21 protein-coding genes are annotated in these 15,968 nt (G+C 66.9%); 12 read left to right on the top strand and 9 right to left on the bottom strand.

Features of this window, described 5'->3' with window-relative positions; translation table 11 throughout:
• Positions 1–85: 85 nt before the first annotated feature.
• Complete coding sequence (locus NU1_RS34535; RefSeq protein WP_067528038.1) at positions 86–739, bottom strand: class I SAM-dependent methyltransferase; 654 nt, start codon at positions 737–739, stop codon at positions 86–88.
• Positions 740–818: 79 nt separating this feature from the next.
• Here NU1_RS34535 and NU1_RS34530 point away from each other — a divergent pair, with 79 nt between their 5' ends.
• The 6 genes from NU1_RS34530 (at position 819) to NU1_RS34505 (ending at position 5,132) form a co-directional block, all read left to right on the top strand.
• On the top strand, positions 819–1,934 hold the full coding sequence (locus NU1_RS34530; protein WP_067528036.1) for an alcohol dehydrogenase catalytic domain-containing protein: 1,116 nt from the start codon (positions 819–821) through the stop codon (positions 1,932–1,934).
• Between the two features lie 94 nt (positions 1,935–2,028).
• Complete coding sequence (locus NU1_RS34525) at positions 2,029–3,006, top strand: NAD(P)-dependent oxidoreductase (protein WP_157553407.1); 978 nt, start codon at positions 2,029–2,031, stop codon at positions 3,004–3,006.
• Between the two features lie 23 nt (positions 3,007–3,029).
• Entirely contained in the window at positions 3,030–3,317 is a 288-nt protein-coding gene (locus NU1_RS34520) for a type II toxin-antitoxin system prevent-host-death family antitoxin (RefSeq protein WP_067528105.1), read from the top strand.
• A complete protein-coding gene (locus tag NU1_RS34515) occupies positions 3,314–3,736 on the top strand; it encodes a type II toxin-antitoxin system VapC family toxin (protein ID WP_067528031.1) in 423 nt (140 codons plus the stop codon). The genes NU1_RS34520 and NU1_RS34515 overlap by 4 nt, the downstream gene beginning before the upstream one ends.
• Before the next feature lie 41 nt (positions 3,737–3,777).
• Positions 3,778–4,533, top strand: a complete 756-nt coding sequence (gene dapB / locus NU1_RS34510) for a 4-hydroxy-tetrahydrodipicolinate reductase (protein WP_371859865.1) — start codon at positions 3,778–3,780, stop codon at positions 4,531–4,533.
• 107 nt (positions 4,534–4,640) lie between these two features.
• Positions 4,641–5,132 carry a hypothetical protein gene (locus NU1_RS34505; RefSeq protein ID WP_067528102.1) on the top strand — a complete coding sequence of 164 codons (492 nt, stop codon included), beginning with the start codon at positions 4,641–4,643 and terminating at the stop codon, positions 5,130–5,132.
• Between the two features lie 59 nt (positions 5,133–5,191).
• Here the strand turns inward: NU1_RS34505 and NU1_RS34500 are convergent, their stop codons facing one another.
• Positions 5,192–5,821 carry a MerR family transcriptional regulator gene (locus tag NU1_RS34500; RefSeq protein ID WP_067528027.1) on the bottom strand — a complete coding sequence of 210 codons (630 nt, stop codon included), beginning with the start codon at positions 5,819–5,821 and terminating at the stop codon, positions 5,192–5,194.
• A gap of 13 nt (positions 5,822–5,834) precedes the next feature.
• Positions 5,835–6,239 (bottom strand): hypothetical protein, encoded by a 405-nt coding sequence (locus tag NU1_RS34495; protein WP_067528099.1) that lies wholly within the window; start codon positions 6,237–6,239, stop codon positions 5,835–5,837.
• A gap of 191 nt (positions 6,240–6,430) precedes the next feature.
• Between NU1_RS34495 and msrB the strand changes: the two genes are divergently transcribed.
• Positions 6,431–6,886, top strand: coding sequence for a peptide-methionine (R)-S-oxide reductase MsrB (gene msrB, locus NU1_RS34490; RefSeq protein WP_067528025.1), 456 nt, complete (start codon positions 6,431–6,433; stop codon positions 6,884–6,886).
• Between the two features lie 44 nt (positions 6,887–6,930).
• On the top strand, positions 6,931–7,398 hold the full coding sequence (gene msrA, locus NU1_RS34485) for a peptide-methionine (S)-S-oxide reductase MsrA (protein ID WP_157553413.1): 468 nt from the start codon (positions 6,931–6,933) through the stop codon (positions 7,396–7,398).
• 235 nt (positions 7,399–7,633) lie between these two features.
• Here the strand turns inward: msrA and puuE are convergent, their stop codons facing one another.
• From puuE to NU1_RS34455, 6 genes are all read right to left on the bottom strand, one after another.
• Positions 7,634–8,545 carry an allantoinase PuuE gene (puuE, locus tag NU1_RS34480; RefSeq protein WP_067528021.1) on the bottom strand — a complete coding sequence of 304 codons (912 nt, stop codon included), beginning with the start codon at positions 8,543–8,545 and terminating at the stop codon, positions 7,634–7,636.
• Entirely contained in the window at positions 8,542–9,573 is a 1,032-nt protein-coding gene (alc, locus tag NU1_RS34475) for an allantoicase (protein ID WP_067528019.1), read from the bottom strand. The genes puuE and alc overlap by 4 nt, the downstream gene beginning before the upstream one ends.
• Positions 9,570–10,784, bottom strand: a complete 1,215-nt coding sequence (locus tag NU1_RS34470; protein ID WP_067528017.1) for a DUF6986 family protein — start codon at positions 10,782–10,784, stop codon at positions 9,570–9,572. The genes alc and NU1_RS34470 overlap by 4 nt, the downstream gene beginning before the upstream one ends.
• Entirely contained in the window at positions 10,781–11,527 is a 747-nt protein-coding gene (locus tag NU1_RS34465; protein ID WP_067528097.1) for an aspartate/glutamate racemase family protein, read from the bottom strand. Before NU1_RS34465 ends, NU1_RS34470 begins: the two co-directional genes overlap by 4 nt.
• Before the next feature lie 215 nt (positions 11,528–11,742).
• Complete coding sequence (locus NU1_RS34460) at positions 11,743–12,480, bottom strand: GntR family transcriptional regulator (protein WP_084522079.1); 738 nt, start codon at positions 12,478–12,480, stop codon at positions 11,743–11,745.
• A 60-nt stretch (positions 12,481–12,540) separates the two neighbouring features.
• Positions 12,541–13,065: a hypothetical protein gene (locus tag NU1_RS34455; protein ID WP_067528013.1), complete on the bottom strand. Its 525-nt coding sequence runs from the start codon at positions 13,063–13,065 to the stop codon at positions 12,541–12,543.
• Between the two features lie 242 nt (positions 13,066–13,307).
• Here NU1_RS34455 and bla point away from each other — a divergent pair, with 242 nt between their 5' ends.
• The 4 genes from bla to NU1_RS34435 all read left to right on the top strand — a co-directional run bounded on the left by bla (position 13,308) and on the right by NU1_RS34435 (position 15,888).
• Positions 13,308–14,207, top strand: a complete 900-nt coding sequence (gene bla / locus NU1_RS34450) for a class A beta-lactamase (protein ID WP_371859866.1) — start codon at positions 13,308–13,310, stop codon at positions 14,205–14,207.
• A 215-nt stretch (positions 14,208–14,422) separates the two neighbouring features.
• The gene (locus NU1_RS34445; RefSeq protein WP_067528011.1) at positions 14,423–14,830 is read left to right on the top strand and encodes a DUF1707 SHOCT-like domain-containing protein; all 408 of its coding nucleotides are present in this window, start codon (positions 14,423–14,425) and stop codon (positions 14,828–14,830) included.
• Positions 14,827–15,411, top strand: coding sequence for a DUF6817 domain-containing protein (locus NU1_RS34440; RefSeq protein WP_067528009.1), 585 nt, complete (start codon positions 14,827–14,829; stop codon positions 15,409–15,411). Before NU1_RS34445 ends, NU1_RS34440 begins: the two co-directional genes overlap by 4 nt.
• Positions 15,412–15,435: 24 nt before the next feature.
• Positions 15,436–15,888, top strand: a complete 453-nt coding sequence (locus tag NU1_RS34435; protein ID WP_067528007.1) for a flavodoxin family protein — start codon at positions 15,436–15,438, stop codon at positions 15,886–15,888.
• The last annotated feature ends 80 nt before the right edge of the window (positions 15,889–15,968 follow it).

Below are 15,968 nucleotides of genomic sequence, written 5' to 3'. Positions count from 1 at the left end.
GGCCAAAGACACACGGGCATAACGGGGCTAACGGGGCCCCGTGCCGACGCGGCGCGATCAACCCCAGTAGTTGACCGCGAGCCCCCTACTGCCGGCGCGCCACCGTGATCACATCCGGTACCAGGGACTCCGGCAGCGGCGGCCGATGTACCTTGCGCTGATCGGCGACCTCGAAACCGGCCCGCTCCAGCAACTTTCGGGTCTCCTGCGGGGACGGCGCGTGTGCCGGGAACTTGGGGCTGCGGGTGAGCTGCTGAAACGCGTTCGCGGCGGCACCCGACGGATGGGCGGTCGCGATGGCCACCAGTCCGCCGGGTGCCAGGACCCGGTGGAATTCGCGGAGCGCCGCCGAATGGTCGAAGAAGTGGAATGCGCTGGTCGTGACCACCGCGTCCAGTGCGCCGTCCTCGAAGGGCAGCTGCTCGGCCGGTCCGTGCAGCCACCGCACGCCCGTGGAGCGTTTGCGTGCGCGCTCGAGCATGCCCTCGGAGGCATCGACCCCGTAAATGGCCTCCGGATGCAGTTCCCGTTCGATTCGGGAGGTGAGAATGCCGGTGCCGCAACCGATATCGGCGATTCGCCGCGATCCGGCGGCGCGCAGTTCGGTCACCACCTGATCCTGCGGTGGCCGGTACACGATGCGCTGCAATGTGCGGCTGTCGTATGCGCGGGCGACCTGTCCGAAGAAATCGGTCACCACATGGTTGAGCGCTCTGCTGCGGGCCTCGATGCCGTTCATAGTGAGCTCCTGTCTGGGTCACTTCATCGAATCAGGCTTCGGCAGGTTCCGAAAGAGGCAAAAGGGTACGGTCTGGCTCATGAGGATTCGTGGCGCAGTACTGGAGCAGATCGGGTCGCAGGCACCCTACTCGGCGTCGGAGCCGATTACCGTGAGCGAGCTCGACCTGGGCGAACCCGGACCGGGAGAGCTGCTGGTGCGTATCGAGGCAGCCGGACTGTGCCATTCGGATCTGTCCGTCGTGGACGGCAATCGGGTGCGGCCGGTACCCATGCTGCTCGGGCACGAGGCAGCCGGTCGCATCGAGGTGGTCGGGTCGGGAAATAGCGAATTCACCGTCGGCCAACGAGTGATCATGACCTTCCTGCCGCGCTGCGGCGAGTGCGCCGGCTGTGCGACCGATGGCCGCACCCCGTGCCTGCCGGGCAGCCTCGCCAATAACGCGGGGGAGCTGCTCGGCGGTGGGCGGCGCCTGCTGCGCGACGGCACACCGGTACATCACCACCTCGGCGTATCCGCCTTCGCGACGCACGCCGTGGTGGATGGGCGTTCGGTGGTGCCGGTCGACGACGACGTGCCGCCGGATGTGGCGGCCGTCCTGGGCTGCGCCGTCTTGACCGGCGGTGGGGCGCTGTTGAATTCGGCGAAGCCGGGCCCCGCCGACCGGATCATGGTGGTCGGCCTCGGTGGCGTCGGTATGGCGGCCGTACTGGTGGCCGCCGCGCTGCGCGAGGGCACCGGCCGCGATGTCATCGCCGTCGATACCGTCCCCGAAAAGCTCGAGCTGGCCACCGAATTCGGCGCGACCGCCGCCTACACCCCCGCCGAGATCGCCGACCAGGGCATCCAGGCGGATATCGTCGTCGAGGCCGCGGGCAATATTCGCGCCTTCGAAACCGCCGTCGCCGCAACCGCTCCCGGCGGCACCACCGTCACGGTCGGGCTCCCCGCGCCCACCGCCACCGCCACCATTTCACCCCTCGGTCTGGTCGCCCAGGGCCGTTCCATTGTCGGCAGCTACCTCGGCTCCGCTGTCCCCGCCCGCGATATCCCCGAGTACGTCCGCATGTGGCGAGCGGGCAGCCTCCAGGTGGAACGCCTCATCTCCGCCCGTATTCGCCTGGAGGACATCAATACCGGGATGGACGAACTGGCCTCCGGCCACGCCCTGCGCCAGGTCATCATGTTCGACTGATCGACGACGGTGACTCCGCTCACACCGCGGTCGGGTACCGCACGCGTGACCACGTCACCTACCGCACGGTGCGTACCGGCGGAAAAAGTACGTACTGGAGGACCCGCGCGGTCGCTTCGAGACTGATGGCACAGCCGAATCGTCTCGAAAGGCAAGGACTTTGACCGAGATCGCGCGTACCCCGGTGACCATTCTGGGCCTGGGTGCCATGGGAACCGCCCTGGCCGAGGCATTTCTGGCCGCCGGACATCCGACCACCGTCTGGAACCGCACCCCGGAAAAGGCGGCGGGACTCGTCGACCGCGGTGCCATGCGATCGACCGATATCGCGGACGCCGTTGCCGCGAGTCCCCTTGTCATCGCTATTCTCTCGACCTTCCCCACAACGCTGGCGGCGCTGGGTCCGGCGGCCGAAGCGCTCACCGGCCGGACCCTCATCACCCTCAATAGCGGCACCCCGTCCGGTGCGCGGGATATGGCGGCATGGGCGGCCGAACACGGCATCCGGTACCTGGGCGGGGCGATCAAGAATGTGCCCGCCGCCGTCGGAAAGCCCGACACCCTGCTCTACTTCGGCGGTGACCGCGCCGTCTTCGATGAATCCGCGTCGACCCTGAGGGTGCTCGGCGGCGACCTCGTCCACCTCGGTGCGGAACCGGACCTGGCCGCCCTCTACGAATCCGCCGTCGGCGCGACCCTGCTACCCGCGTTGATCGGCTTCTTCGAAGGCGCGGCCATGCTCTCCGCCCGCGGCATACAAGCCGCCACCATGGTTCCCTACGCCGTCAAATGGCTCCAGATGATCGAGTCCGTCCTCCCGGTCTTCGCCGATGAGATCGACGACCGCGACTACACCCGCCCGGGTTCCTCGGTCGGTCTCTTCCACGACGCGATCGACGACGATCAGGAGCTCGCCGAATCGGGTATCGACGTGGCCTGGCACGAACCCATGCACGACCTGCTGCGCCGCGCGGTCGCGGACGGCCATCGCGAGCACAGTATTTCGGCATTGTTCGAGATTATTCGCCAACCATACCGATCGGATATGGACGTTGCTGACCAGTTTGACTAAATTGGTCAGTGGAGGTGGTTCGGATGACCGGAGATCAGGCACCCGAGGATCGGGTCGACTTCGTCTGGCCCCTGGGGGAGGCGAAGGCCAGGCTGTCCGAGCTGATCGACAGGGTGGAGAGGGAGGGACCGCAGGTGATCAGCAGACGTGGACGTGAAGTTGCCGTCGTCGTACCGGTAGAGGAGTGGCGGCGAAAAAGCGTGCGGGCGGGCAGCTTGGCGCAGTTCTTCGCCGAATCTCCGCTACGTGACTCGGGATTGGTGGTGGAACGTGAGCGCAGCGACCCGCAGCATCGGGATGTGGTGCTGTGAACTTTCTGCTCGACACCAATGCTGTCTCGGAGTGGGTCAAGCCGCGGCCTGACCATGGGCTCGTCGGATGGCTCGATGCCATCGACGAGGACCGTACCTACCTGAGCGTGATGACCCTTGGTGAGCTGCGTAGGGGCTTGGATCGTCTGGCGGACGGCAGACGCAAGGAACGGTTGGCGCGATGGTTGACCGACGAGCTGTCGGGTCGATTCGAGGGGCGACTGCTGCCGATCGATGAGGTCGTCGCGCAAGCCTGGGGTCGGATGCGGGCGCGCACGGATCTGCTGGGTCGGTCCATTGATCCAATTGATGGCCTGTTCGCGGCGACCGCCGAAGCGCATGGGCTCACATTGGTGACGCGCAATGTCCGTGACTTCGAGGCGACAGGGGTGCCGATCGTCAATCCGTGGGCGCAGTAGGCTCGGCACCGAGTGCTGATTCGATGGGCGAAGGAGAAAAGGTGACCACGAACCGGATCCGGGTGGGTGTGCTCGGGGCGCAGGGCAAGGTCGGGCAGGCGATCTGCGCGGCCGTCGAGGCGGCCGCGGATCTGGAGTTGGTCGCGCGGGTCGACAAGGGCGACGCGATGGACGTATTCGCTACCTCCGGAACCGAGGTGGTCGTCGACTTCACCCATCCCGATGTGGTGATGTCCAATCTCCAGTGGCTGGTGGAGCACGGCATCCACGCGGTGGTCGGGACCACCGGATTCGATGCCGAGCGCCTGGATCAGGTGCGCGGCTGGCTGGGGCAGAATCCGGAGGTCGGGGTGCTCATCGCCCCGAACTTCGCCATCGGCGCGGTGCTGTCCATGCGATTCGCCGAACAGGCCGCGCGCTGGTTCGAATCGGTCGAGGTGATCGAACTGCATCACCCGAACAAGGCCGACGCCCCGTCGGGCACCGCCTACCGTACCGCCGGACTCATCGCCGCCGCCCGGGAGAAGGCCGGTGTCGGCCGCAGCCCCGATGCCACCAGCACCGAACTCGAGGGTGCGCGTGGCGCGGATGTGGATGGGGTGCGCGTGCATTCGGTGCGCCTCGCCGGTCTGGTCGCGCACCAGGAGGTGCTCTTCGGCACCCAGGGCGAAACCCTCACCATTCGCCACGACTCGATCGACCGCAGCTCCTTCGCCCCCGGCGTCCTGCTCGGCGTCCGCAAGACCCCGCACCGTCCGGGCCTGACCGTGGGCATCGACCCGCTGCTGGATCTGTGAACGGCGCATCGGGTGGGTCGGTGAACGACGCGTCGAACGGCGATGCGATCGATTCCGGTAGCGCCGCCGCATCGGGCGGCGCGGCCGGTGGCGTAGGAGGTGGTGCTGTGAACAGCACTTCGGGCGATGGCGGACAGCGCTCGCTGCGCATTGTCGCGCTGATCGCGTTCCTGGTTGTCGCGCTGGGCTTCTACTTCATCCTGCTCGGCCGAATCGCCTTCGGCCTCATCACTTCCGGTGGCCTGGCCGCCGCGGGTATCGGCGTGGGTGTGCTGATCCTCCCGCTCGTCGGCGTGTGGATCGTCTACTCCTCGGTCCGCGCCGCCCTCGACCATCAACGCCTGGCCCGCCGTATGGCCGCGGAGGGCCGGGAAATCGATACCTCGCACCTCCCGCGCCGCCCGTCCGGCCGTATCGAACGGCCCGCCGCCGACCAGCTGTTCGAGCAGATGAAGGCGGAATGGGAAGCCGATCCCGACAATTGGCGCACCTGCTACCGCGTGGCCCGCGCCTACGACTATGCCGGTGACCGCTCCCGGGCGCGCGAAGTCATGCGCCGCGCGGTCGAACTGGAGAAGGTGGAACGCGCCGGGCAGTGATCCTCACCGCCCTCTGCTGACAGTGACCCCTCACCGCCCCCGTCATCCCGCGGTCCGGATTATTGGTTCCCGAAGCGTTGTCGGGAGGTCTCGGCCTGGGCGACGCGTCGCAGGGTAGCCAGCAGCGCGTCACCCAGGACGGTGCCGACGACCGCGCCCTCGACAATGGCCTCGGTGGTACCCAACCGGGCGACGCCATCGATATCGGCCGCCGCGATCCGGTCGGCGGATTCGGCGTAGCGCCCGAGCGCGTCGAGTACCCATTCGTGTCCGACAGTGCGGAAGGCGCACAGCACCCCCACCAGTGACTCGATCAGCGGCGCACCAGGCGGGGGTTCCCATCCGCGTTCGGCGCACATCGCTTCGATCAGGCCCATCGCCCACGCCCGGTCCGCCACGTCGGCCTCGGCCCGCAGAGCGGGCAGGCTGTGCTGCACCACGCCGAGAACGTCATGGGTGGAAGTTCGCGGTTCGTCGATACCGGCGAGCACCTCCCGCACACCAGCAATGGGCAGCCCGCCGATTTCCAGCAGTGCCCGAACGAGTTTCAGTCGCCGGACGTGCTCGGCGCCGTAGCGGGCCTGATTGGGACTGCTCAGTTCACCGGGCGGCAGCAAGCCCTCGCGCTGGTAGTACTTGATGGTCGCGATGGCCACCCCGGATTCTCGACTCAACTCCGCCATCCGCATCCGGATAGCCTAGCTATCCATGTCGGATGGCGCTGTCGGTGGCGGTGCCGCGAGCGCGCACCCACGCGACGGCGAAGGCGACCGTGAACGCGAGATGCACGACGAGGAACATCTTCGCGAGATCGCGTGCGTCGCCGCTGAATACGCCCCATACATCATTCAGCGCGACGGTCGCGAAACCGACCAGGTTCGCCAGGATGACGGTATTGCGAATCGTGGCGGGTGCGGCGTCGCGTGACATCCAGTTCAGGACCGCGATCCCGAGAAACGGTCCACCGAGCAGTCGCAGCAAAGCGATCAGTTCGGCGGAGGCGTCCTCGGGCACCGCGTCGACGCCGAACTGCACCGGCACGATCAGTAGTGCGAGGCCGATAACCGCCAGGTAGGCCGCCGCGACGATGAGAAGTGGTTTCGACATCATGACTCCCAAATGGATAGATGGGCTATCTATAATGGAAAGCTACACTATCCATTTCATGATCGCCACAGGTGAGAGCTCCGGAAGTGCGCGCACCCGCGAGAGGTGACCAAACCATGACGCCCCTTCCCGATGGAACTTTCCGAGTGGGGACGGGGGTTGTACGGGTAGCCCCGATATGAGGAGGTCATGTGGCACAGGAATTCAACCGCAACCCCGCGGCCGTCGCCGCGCTGTCGCCCGAGCAGTACCACGTCACCCAGGAGAACGGCACCGAGCGCGCGTTCACCGGCGAGTACTGGGATAACCACGAACCGGGTATCTACGTGGATGTGGTTTCCGGTGAGCCCCTGTTCGCCTCGGTCGACAAGTTCGACAGCGGCTCGGGTTGGCCCAGCTTCACCAAGCCGATCGATGCCGACAATGTGGCCGAGAAGCGCGACCTCAGCCATCTGATGATCCGCACCGAGGTGCGTTCGGCACACGGCGACAGCCACCTCGGCCACCTGTTCAAGGACGGCCCCCGCGAGGCGGGCGGCCTGCGGTACTGCATCAACTCCGCGGCCCTGCGCTTCATCCACCTCGATAACCTCGAGGCCGAGGGCTACGGCCAGTACAAGACTCTCTTCACGAAGGAGGAGGCGTGACCGATACGCGCAAGGCGATTCTGGCGGGCGGATGTTTCTGGGGTATGGAGGATTTGATTCGTCAGCAGCCAGGGGTGCTGTCGACACGCGTCGGCTACACCGGTGGCAGCAACGACAATCCCACCTACCGCAATCACCCGGGTCATGCCGAGGCCGTGGAGATCGTCTACGACCCCGCCCGGACCGATTACCGGGCACTGCTGGCGTTCTTCTTCCAGATCCACGATCCGACCACCAAGGATCGTCAGGGTAATGACATCGGCACCAGCTACCGCTCGGAGATCTTCTACCTCGGCGACGATCAGAAGCGTGTCGCGCTGGAAACCATCGTCGATGTGGAGGATTCGGGCCTGTGGCCCGGCAAGGTGGTCACCCCGGTAACCCCGGCGAGCACCTTCTGGGAAGCCGAACCCGAGCATCAGGACTACCTGCAGCGCTACCCGGACGGCTACACCTGCCACTTCCCGCGCCCGGGCTGGAAGCTGCCCAAGCGGCAGTCCGCCGCGCAGTAGCACCGGAACAGACCGCGCCACCTGAGCTGCCCGAGCTCAGGTGGCGCGGCTGTCTGTACGCGGCCGACTATTGGGGCCGACCTCGCGATCTCGTCTGGCCGCCGTCGTCATTCCGGCGTGTTCTCGGCCGGAATCCGCAGGGGCCCGGCCAAGGCGTGCCAGGATGGCAGATTGTGCCTGCCGCCGCCCCGCCGACCTTGCCCGACCGGCACGAATCCGCCTCGGCGGCAACGCTTCAGCTGGCCGGATGCACCTTGCGCCAGTGTTCGGCGATATCGATGCGACGGGCCAACCACACCTTCTCGTGGGACTGCACGTAGTCGAGGAAACGTTCCAGCGCAGCCGCGCGGGCGGGGCGGCCCGCGAGGCGGCAGTGCAGGCCGATGGAGAGCATCTTCGGAGCACCGTCGGCGCCCTCGGCGTACAGCACGTCGAAGGCGTCGCGGAGGTAGGCGTAGAACTCGTCGCCATTGGCGAAACCGGCGGGCGACGAGAACCGCATATCGTTGGTTTCCAATGTGTACGGCAGTACCAGTTGGTTGGTCTCGCCGACCTTGACCCAGTACGGCAGGTCGTCGGCGTAGGAGTCGGAGTCGTAGGTGAATCCGCCGTGTTCGACGACCAGTTCGCGGGTTTGCGGCGAGTCGCGGCCGGTGTACCAGCCACGCGGGGCCTCGCCGAAGAGGCGGGTGATGATGGCGACCGCCTCCTCCATATGCGCGCGCTCGGTCTCGCGGTCGACGGACTGATAGGAGATCCAGCGCAGGCCGTGGGACGCGATCTCGTAGTCGTTGCGCTTGAAGGCGGCGACGGCTTCGGGATTGCGTTCCAGGGCGCGGGCGACACCGAAGATGGTGAGCGGGATATCGCGGCGCTCGAAGGCGCGCAGTACCCGCCACAATCCGGCCCTGGAGCCGTACTCGTAGAGCGACTCCATGCTCATGTGCCGATTCGGAAACGCTTGCGCGGGAACGATATCGGAGAGGAAGGCCTCGGAGCCCTCATCGCCGTCGAGGGGGCAGTTCTCGCCGCCCTCCTCGTAGTTCAGGACGAACTGCACGGCGATATTGGCCTCGCCCGGCCAGTGCGGGTGCGGTGGATTCGGCCCGTAGCCGACCATATCGCGCGGGTAGTTGGGATCGCTCATGACAGTTCCGCCTGTTCGGCCCGCAGTCGAGTACGGGCATCGTCGGTGAGGGTGCCGAATAGTCGCAGCCGCGCCAGGCCGCCATCGGGATAGGCGTCCAGGCGTACCTCGACGACCGCCTCGGCGGCGTCGATACCGAAGCGGTGCCGGGTATCGGGCCGCAAGACGGTGCGCGGCAGCAATTCCACTTCGCTGCCGTCGGCGCGAATACCGGTGAGCGACGCTGCTCCCGGGCTGTTGAAGAGGAAGTAGGAGGTGTCGATCTCGGCCATGGCGAGGACACCCTCGCCGGTGAGCCGTACCCGCACCCAGTCGTTGTCCTTGTCGCGGCGGCGCGCGGTCTCCCAGCCGTCGCCCATCACGCGGGCGCGCCCGGGCATCAGAATATTCTGCGGATGGGAGAAGAAGCGGTTCGAGCAATCGGTCACCAGGCCGCCGTTCTCCAAGGCGGCCAGGTCGAACGGACCCGAATCCAGCAGTCGCAGATCCGGTTTCGCCACCCCGTGCACGCGCAGCCGCGCGATACCGCCATCGGGGAACATGCGCAGCCGCACATGCGTCCAGCGTCCGGCCGAGTCGACGGTGAAGGGGTTGGCGCTGTCGCCGACAACCGCGGCGCGCGCCACGATGGTGGTCCAGCCCTCCAGCGCGGTGAGCTCCTCGGCCGACGGATACCCGTCCACCGCAATGGCTTCCACCGACACCTTGGGCGGATAGTTGCCCTTGAACCACGCGGTGTCGACAATGACGCCCGCGATGACGCCAGGCACGCCCAGACGCACAATGGCGGTATCGCAGTCGTCGGAATCCGGTGCCGCGCCGACCGATCCCCGGCGGCGACGGGTTTCCCACCCGTCATATACCTGGCCCTTATGGCCGAAGGTGGCAGGGGAGTAGGTGGATTCCTCCGGCCGAATGAGATTCTCCTTCTCCGCGAAGGATTCGTCGTTGGCCCATACCACCGCACCGCCGAGGGTGCGCAGAGCCAGATCGGGCAGCAGGGTGAAATCGTGGGTAGCGCCGGTCATAGGGAAGGCATCTTCCTTTCTCGCAATTGCCGCAGAACGTCGACGGTGGCGGCCGGAACGAGGGCGGTGACTTCGGCGGGCCGGAAGGCGCCGCAATCCAATCCGCGCAGCACCACGGTCGCCAGTGCCTGGGCGGTGGCGGGTTCGTCGACCACCGCGCCACCCTGGCGATCGAGATAGCGGCCGATGCGCGGGGCGGCGACGCCGAGCGCGCCGCGGTAGAAGCCGAAGGTGGCCAGCCAGCGGGTGACCAGATGACCCGGGCCCATATCCCAGCCCTGGTAGTAGCCGCGTTCCAGGGAACGGGTGACAAGTCGGTAGTGCCGCGAAATGGCCTCGCGCACTTCGCTATCGGTGCCCAGTGGCAGTACCTGGGTGGAGCCGTCGCAGACCCAGACCCCGGTCTGCGCGGCGGCGGCCTGCATGACGGCCTTGGCGTGATCGGCGACGGGGTGTTCCAGGGACTGGAACCTCGGCGTGATGCCACAGGCGGCGCTGTAGTCGTAGGTGCCGTAATGCAATCCGGTGCAGCGCCCGGCGGAGCGGTGCACAGCCCGGGCGACGGTGGCGGTGCCGTCGGCGGCGATAACGGCCTGGGGACTCTCGATCTGCAATTCGAACTTCAGCGCACCGGCGGGCAATCCGTGCGCGGATTCGATGGCGTCGCACAGCCGCACGGCGACATCGACCTGGTCGATATGGCGAATCTTCGGCAGGGTGAACACGAATCCGTCGGGTACACCGCCCGCACCCTCGAGTACGAGCTCCAGGGTGCGCACCGCCCGCGCCCACTCGATGCCGGTGAGTCCCTTCATGCGGATACCGCGAGAGACCACCGCCGCGGGCAGCTCGCGCAGCACCGCACCGGCGCGCAAGGCGTCTTGATCCTCGATCACATCCGCGCGGGTGCCGTACCCGTCTTCGAAATCGAGCCGCAAATCCTGAATCGGCCGCTGCCGCAGCGTATCCAGCACCAGTTCGACCACATCGTGACCGGCCAACTCGGTGAGCAGGTCGCGGTGTTTCTCACCCAATTCGATTGCCGCCGCACCCCATTGGCTCGGCAGGTCGTCGGTGGCGTCCGCACCGGAGATATACGCGGTGTGGATCGGCTGCCCCGGGCGGTCACCCGGGTAGAGCCGCGCCAGCTCCGCATCGATCGCTGCGATGCGGGTTTCGATTCCTGCCAGCACATCCGGTGGCAAGGTCACGGGCGCTGTTCCTTTCCGTCGGTGCCGAACTCGCTGAGTAGTCCGGCATAGCGTTTGGGCAGCGGAGCGGCGAATTCGCCGCGACCGGACTTGCGCAGCCCCATGGTCACCAGGGACTGCACGGTCAAGGTGGCAGCGCTGACGCCGTCCACCACCGGAACCCCCACCTCCGCGGTGAGGTACTCACACAGGTCGGCCATTCCGGCGCAGCCGAGCACAATGGCATCGGAGCCGTCGGCATGGACGGCCTCCCGGCAGGCCTCGGCGATAACGGTGCGCGCCTCCGGATTCTCCAGCTCGAGAACCGGAATCTCACAGGCGTGCACCCCCAGGCAGAACCGTTGCATGCCATAGCGTTCGGCCAGATCATGGGCGCGGCCACCGGTCCGGGCCAGGGTGGTGACCACACTGAACCCGCGCCCCAGATGGCTGGCCGCGTACATGGCGGCCTCCGCGATCCCGATCACCGGTCCGCGCGCCGACTCCCGCGCCGCGTCCAGCCCCGGATCGCCGAAGCACGCCAGCACATACCCATCCACACCCACCTGTTCACCCCGGGCGATCTCGGCCAGCAGGCCCGGCACCGCGAGCGCCTCGTCGTAATGGCTCTCGATCGACGCCGGTCCCATGGCGGGCGTGACGCCCTCCACCACGGTCCCGGGTGCGGCCACCGCACGAGCGGCCTGCTCGATCACGGCCGTCACGGCGGCCGTGGTGTTGGGATTGATCACACGAATGCGCAAGAACATCACCGACTTTCGACGCGAAGGGGCAGCCGGGGCGAGATCATCGTTGGTGCGGCGGGGATCAGGGGCCGACGCGGTGGGGCCGCCGGGGTGGACGCGCTCCCCGGCAACGCAACAGTGTCGGTCAAGTCGCACATCCGATCGTGAAGTCCGCACATCGAAAAGGTTCTGTGCGACGCTATCGAGCGGGTATTGCCCGGGTGTTGCGAAAACTATATATCTTGTACGGCGTCCGAATCGGGGGCGAGCAAGCCGCTGGTCTGCGGTAGTTGCGCCAGCACGTCCGTCATCCGTACCGAATGCTGTTCGGTTGCCGTCAGCAGGGCCTCGGTATCGCGCGCCACGAAGGCGTCCAGCTGGCGTCGGTGGTCGGCGTGCAGGACGACCCGGTCGGCATTGGTGACGTGCACCATCGGCTGTACCGGCTCGGTGATATTCCAGGCGTACTCCAGCATGTGGACCAGGCGCGGCATCCCCGACGGCCGTACCAGTGCCAGATGGAAATTCCGGGTCTCCCGGTGGTAGGCGAGCGGATTCTCGGTCAGCACCGCCCGCTCCATCCGCGCGTGCGCCGCCCGCGCCAACTCGTGATCGGCCTCGGTAGCGCGCGACACCGCGGCCAGCAGCGCCGTGGACTCCAACCGCTCGCGCACCACATACATCTCCCGCAGCTCGGCCGCGGTCAATAGCGTGACCCGGTAGCCGAAGTTCGCGCGATGCTCGATGAGCCCCTCCCCGATCAGGGTCTGCAATGACTCGCGCACCGGAATCGCGCTGATCCCGAACTCCCGTGCCAGCTCACCGAGGGGCACTCCGGTGCCGGGCGGCAGGTTCCCCTCCAGAATCAGCCTGCGCACCTCGCGCAGGACCTCGTGCTGCGAGTAGCCGCGCCGACTATCGTTCGGCGGCGTGAGCTGCGGCAACCGGGGGAGGCGTGGACGGGGAGGCACCGCCCCACGGTAGCCGCAGCGCGGGCCGTACCGGCTATCCGGGCAGCGGGGCGCGAGCGATCAGCCCGCCGTGCGCACCGTCAGATCATCGAGCAGGATCATGACCTCGCCCTCGCGTTTCACCACATCCATGAGCCGAATCTTCAGCCCGAGCAGTGTCGCGTCGGTGATCGGTTCGTCGAGTTGGTACTCCGAGTGCTGCCAGAGCGCCCCCGTGGGCACCTTGGCCAGCAGTACTTCCTGATACCCGCTCGCCTCGCTTTCGAGCCGCGCGTACACCCGAATCGCCGCATGTGGCGACCGCACCCACAACCTCAATGTCTCCAACCGCCCCGCGACCGTGAACGCGGGCTTGGGCTTCGAGGCCAATTCCACGACGAGATCGTCCGCCGCCTTACGAATCAGCACCACCAGCGCCCGGATATCCCGACCCATAGCGCCATCCGCGAAGGAAGCCAATCCCTTACTCGGTGCTCCTTCCACGAACGTGGTCAGATGCGCGCGCCGCGCCGCCACCCCGACAAGCTCCCACTTGCTCTTGTTCTCGAAGTCGTCCAGGAGCACCTCAACCGATGCATCCGACATCCCCGCCCGTCCCTTCATTACTACGTTCGACGGACCGCGTGCGGTCCGCCCAGAACCCTACAAGTCCATGCTTGCGGTCTGGCCATCGTTGACCGAACTCTTCGTGGACGTCAGGTTGCCGCCACAGATCGGGCTGTACCGGCCACCGTCGGGCCTATTGGTACTGCGAATTCTGCGGCGGTGCAACCTTTCCGGTATTGATGGGAGCACAGGATGGCTGCGTGGCGGAAGGAACTGTAGTGGTGTTGCGATCGGGTATCAGCCGCCGTGGCATGCTCGGCGCGATGGCGCTGCTACCCCTGGTCGGATGCGGGACCGCGACAACCTCACCCACATCGCCCGCCTCCGAGCCGCCCGCGACTGCGCTCGATGATCAATTGCTCGCGCTGGAGCGGAAGTTCGATGCGCGGTTGGGGGTGTACGCGGTGGCCACCGGTAGTGGCAGTGCCATCGCGCACCGCGCGGATGAGCGGTTCGCGTTCTGCTCGACGTTCAAGGGGTTGGCGGCGGCCGCGGTCTTGGCGCGGAATCCACTGTCGCACTTGGATACTGTCGTCGACTACACCGACGCCGACCTGATGAAGAGTGCCGTCATCACCTCGCGGCACGTGGGCACGGGTATGACGATCCGAGATCTGTGTGACGCCGCGGTGCGCTACAGCGACGGCACCGCGGGCAACCTGCTGCTCCGCGACCTCGGCGGACCGGCCGAATTGACGGCGTACCTGCGCGGCCTCGACGACACGGTCACGCGAATGGACCGAATCGAACCGTCGATCACCGAGGCCACCCCGGGCGACCCCCGCGACACCACATCGCCCAGAGCCATCGGCACGGACTACCGGAAGATTGTCCTCGGCGATGCCCTTCCCGAAGAAAGGCGTGCTTTCCTGCGCGACCTTCTCGAACGCAACCTCACTGGCGCACAACGCATTCGCGCAGGTCTCCCAGCGGACTGGCGCGTTGCTGACAAAACCGGCACCGGTGATTACGGCACACTCAATGACATCGCCATCGCATGGCCGCCGGACACCGCGCCACTCGTCATTTCGATCATGTCCAGCAAGCCCACCAGGGACGCCGAATACAACCAGGCGCTACTAGCCGAAGCTGCCGAATATGTGGGGACCACTCTCGCCTGAGCCGATCGGCGAACGAGGGCCGTCAAGACCTTCTCGGCCCCATTACGCCGCAACACAGTGTCCCGAGATAGTTCGTCGGTCCCCGCGGCGCTGATCGCCATCGACATCCGCCGTGAGACGTAGCCCGAAGTACATCCCGCAGCGCATGCGCGCCGCCCCCGCGGCGGCCTACGCTGGGAGGGAGCATGATTGGTTCCCCGATAAGGCGGTTGGTCATGACCGATTCCGATCCCACGGCACCCCGGCCGCCTGCCCTGCGCGTCGGTACGGCGGAACGTGAACAGGCCGCCGCGGCCCTCGGTCAACATTTCGCCGACGGCCGCCTGGACGTCGCCGAATTCGACGAGCGGGTTGCCCGCGCCTACGCGGCCAAGACCACCACCGACCTGGCGGAGCTCTTCACCGACCTCCCGAAACCGCCCGCCCCGGCGCAATCGGCACCACCGCCGCGGCCCTCCACCCCCTACCTGCCGGTCGCCCTGATCGCCATCCTGGCATTGGGCACGGCGATAGCCGTGTCGACCCAGGTCTTCCCGTTCGTCATGATTCCGTTGCTGTTCATCCTGTTCGCGCACCGCGGCCGTGGTTGGGGGCATCCCCGGCGAGGCTGCGGGACCGCATGAACGCGAACGGGGCTCCGGCCGACGTGTCCCGCGAACGAGCCGAGCGGTTCCTGCGCGACCGTGGCGCCGACGCGATAGCGCATCCGGGCGGAACCCTGCTGGCGCATCTCATCCGGGTGGCCGATGTCCTGGCCGACTGGGGCGCCGACGCGGATGTCCAGCTGGCCGGACTCTGCCACGCCACGTACGGCACCGACGGTTTCGACCGATCCCTACTCGATCCATCCGCCCGCCAACAGCTTTCGACTCTGCTCGGGGAGCGCGCCGAAGCGCTGGTCTACCTGTACGGCAGCTGCGACCGATCGGCGGTGTACCCGCGCCTCGACACCGCACCCATTGTCTTCCGCGATCGGTTCACCGGACTCGACCACGAGCCCGCCGCGGCCGACCTGCGGGCATTCATGGAGATCACCGCCGCGAACGAGTTGGACGTCATGGCGCACAACGCCGAACTCGCCGCCCGACACGGCGCGGCGCTCTACGGCCTCTTCGCCGGAACGAGGAGCCTGCTGTCGGAGCGGGCGTGGCTTGCCTGCCGAAGCCGATTGGGTCCCGAAGCCGAGGACGCGGCGGGTAACTGAGCCGACCGAACTACGCTCGACTCCATGCCGCGATTGCTGATCGTCCATCACACCCCCTCGCCGCATACCCAGGAGATGTTCGAGGCCGTTGTATCCGGTGCGTCGGATCCGGAGATCGAGGGTGTCGAGCTCATTCGCCGGGCGGCGCTCGCGACAACAGCGAGTGAGGTGCTCGAGGCGGACGGTTATATCCTCGGCACCCCCGCCAACCTCGGCTATATGTCCGGGGCGCTGAAACACTTCTTCGACACCATCTATTACCCGTGCCTGGATTCCACCAAGGGGCGGCCGTTCGGCCTCTATATGCACGGCAACCAGGGCACCGAGGGTGCGGAGAAGGCCATCGAGTCGATCACCACCGGTCTCGGCTGGGAGAAGGCCGCCGCGCCCGTCCTCGTCTCCGGGCCGCCGACCAAGGCCGATATCGAGCGCTGCTGGGAACTGGGTGCGACCGTGGCCGCTCAACTCATGCCCTGACGAGCCCCCCCGAATTCTGGTGGCTGACATACCGGGCCGATATCCGGTCATACTGCACACGGGTTACTTCGGGATTGGGA

This window comes from Nocardia uniformis NBRC 13702 (genome assembly GCF_001613345.1).
GTDB classification, from domain to species: domain Bacteria; phylum Actinomycetota; class Actinomycetes; order Mycobacteriales; family Mycobacteriaceae; genus Nocardia; species Nocardia uniformis.
Note: the sequence above shows the minus strand (reverse complement) of the source record. Positions and strands in the feature narration are given on the sequence as shown.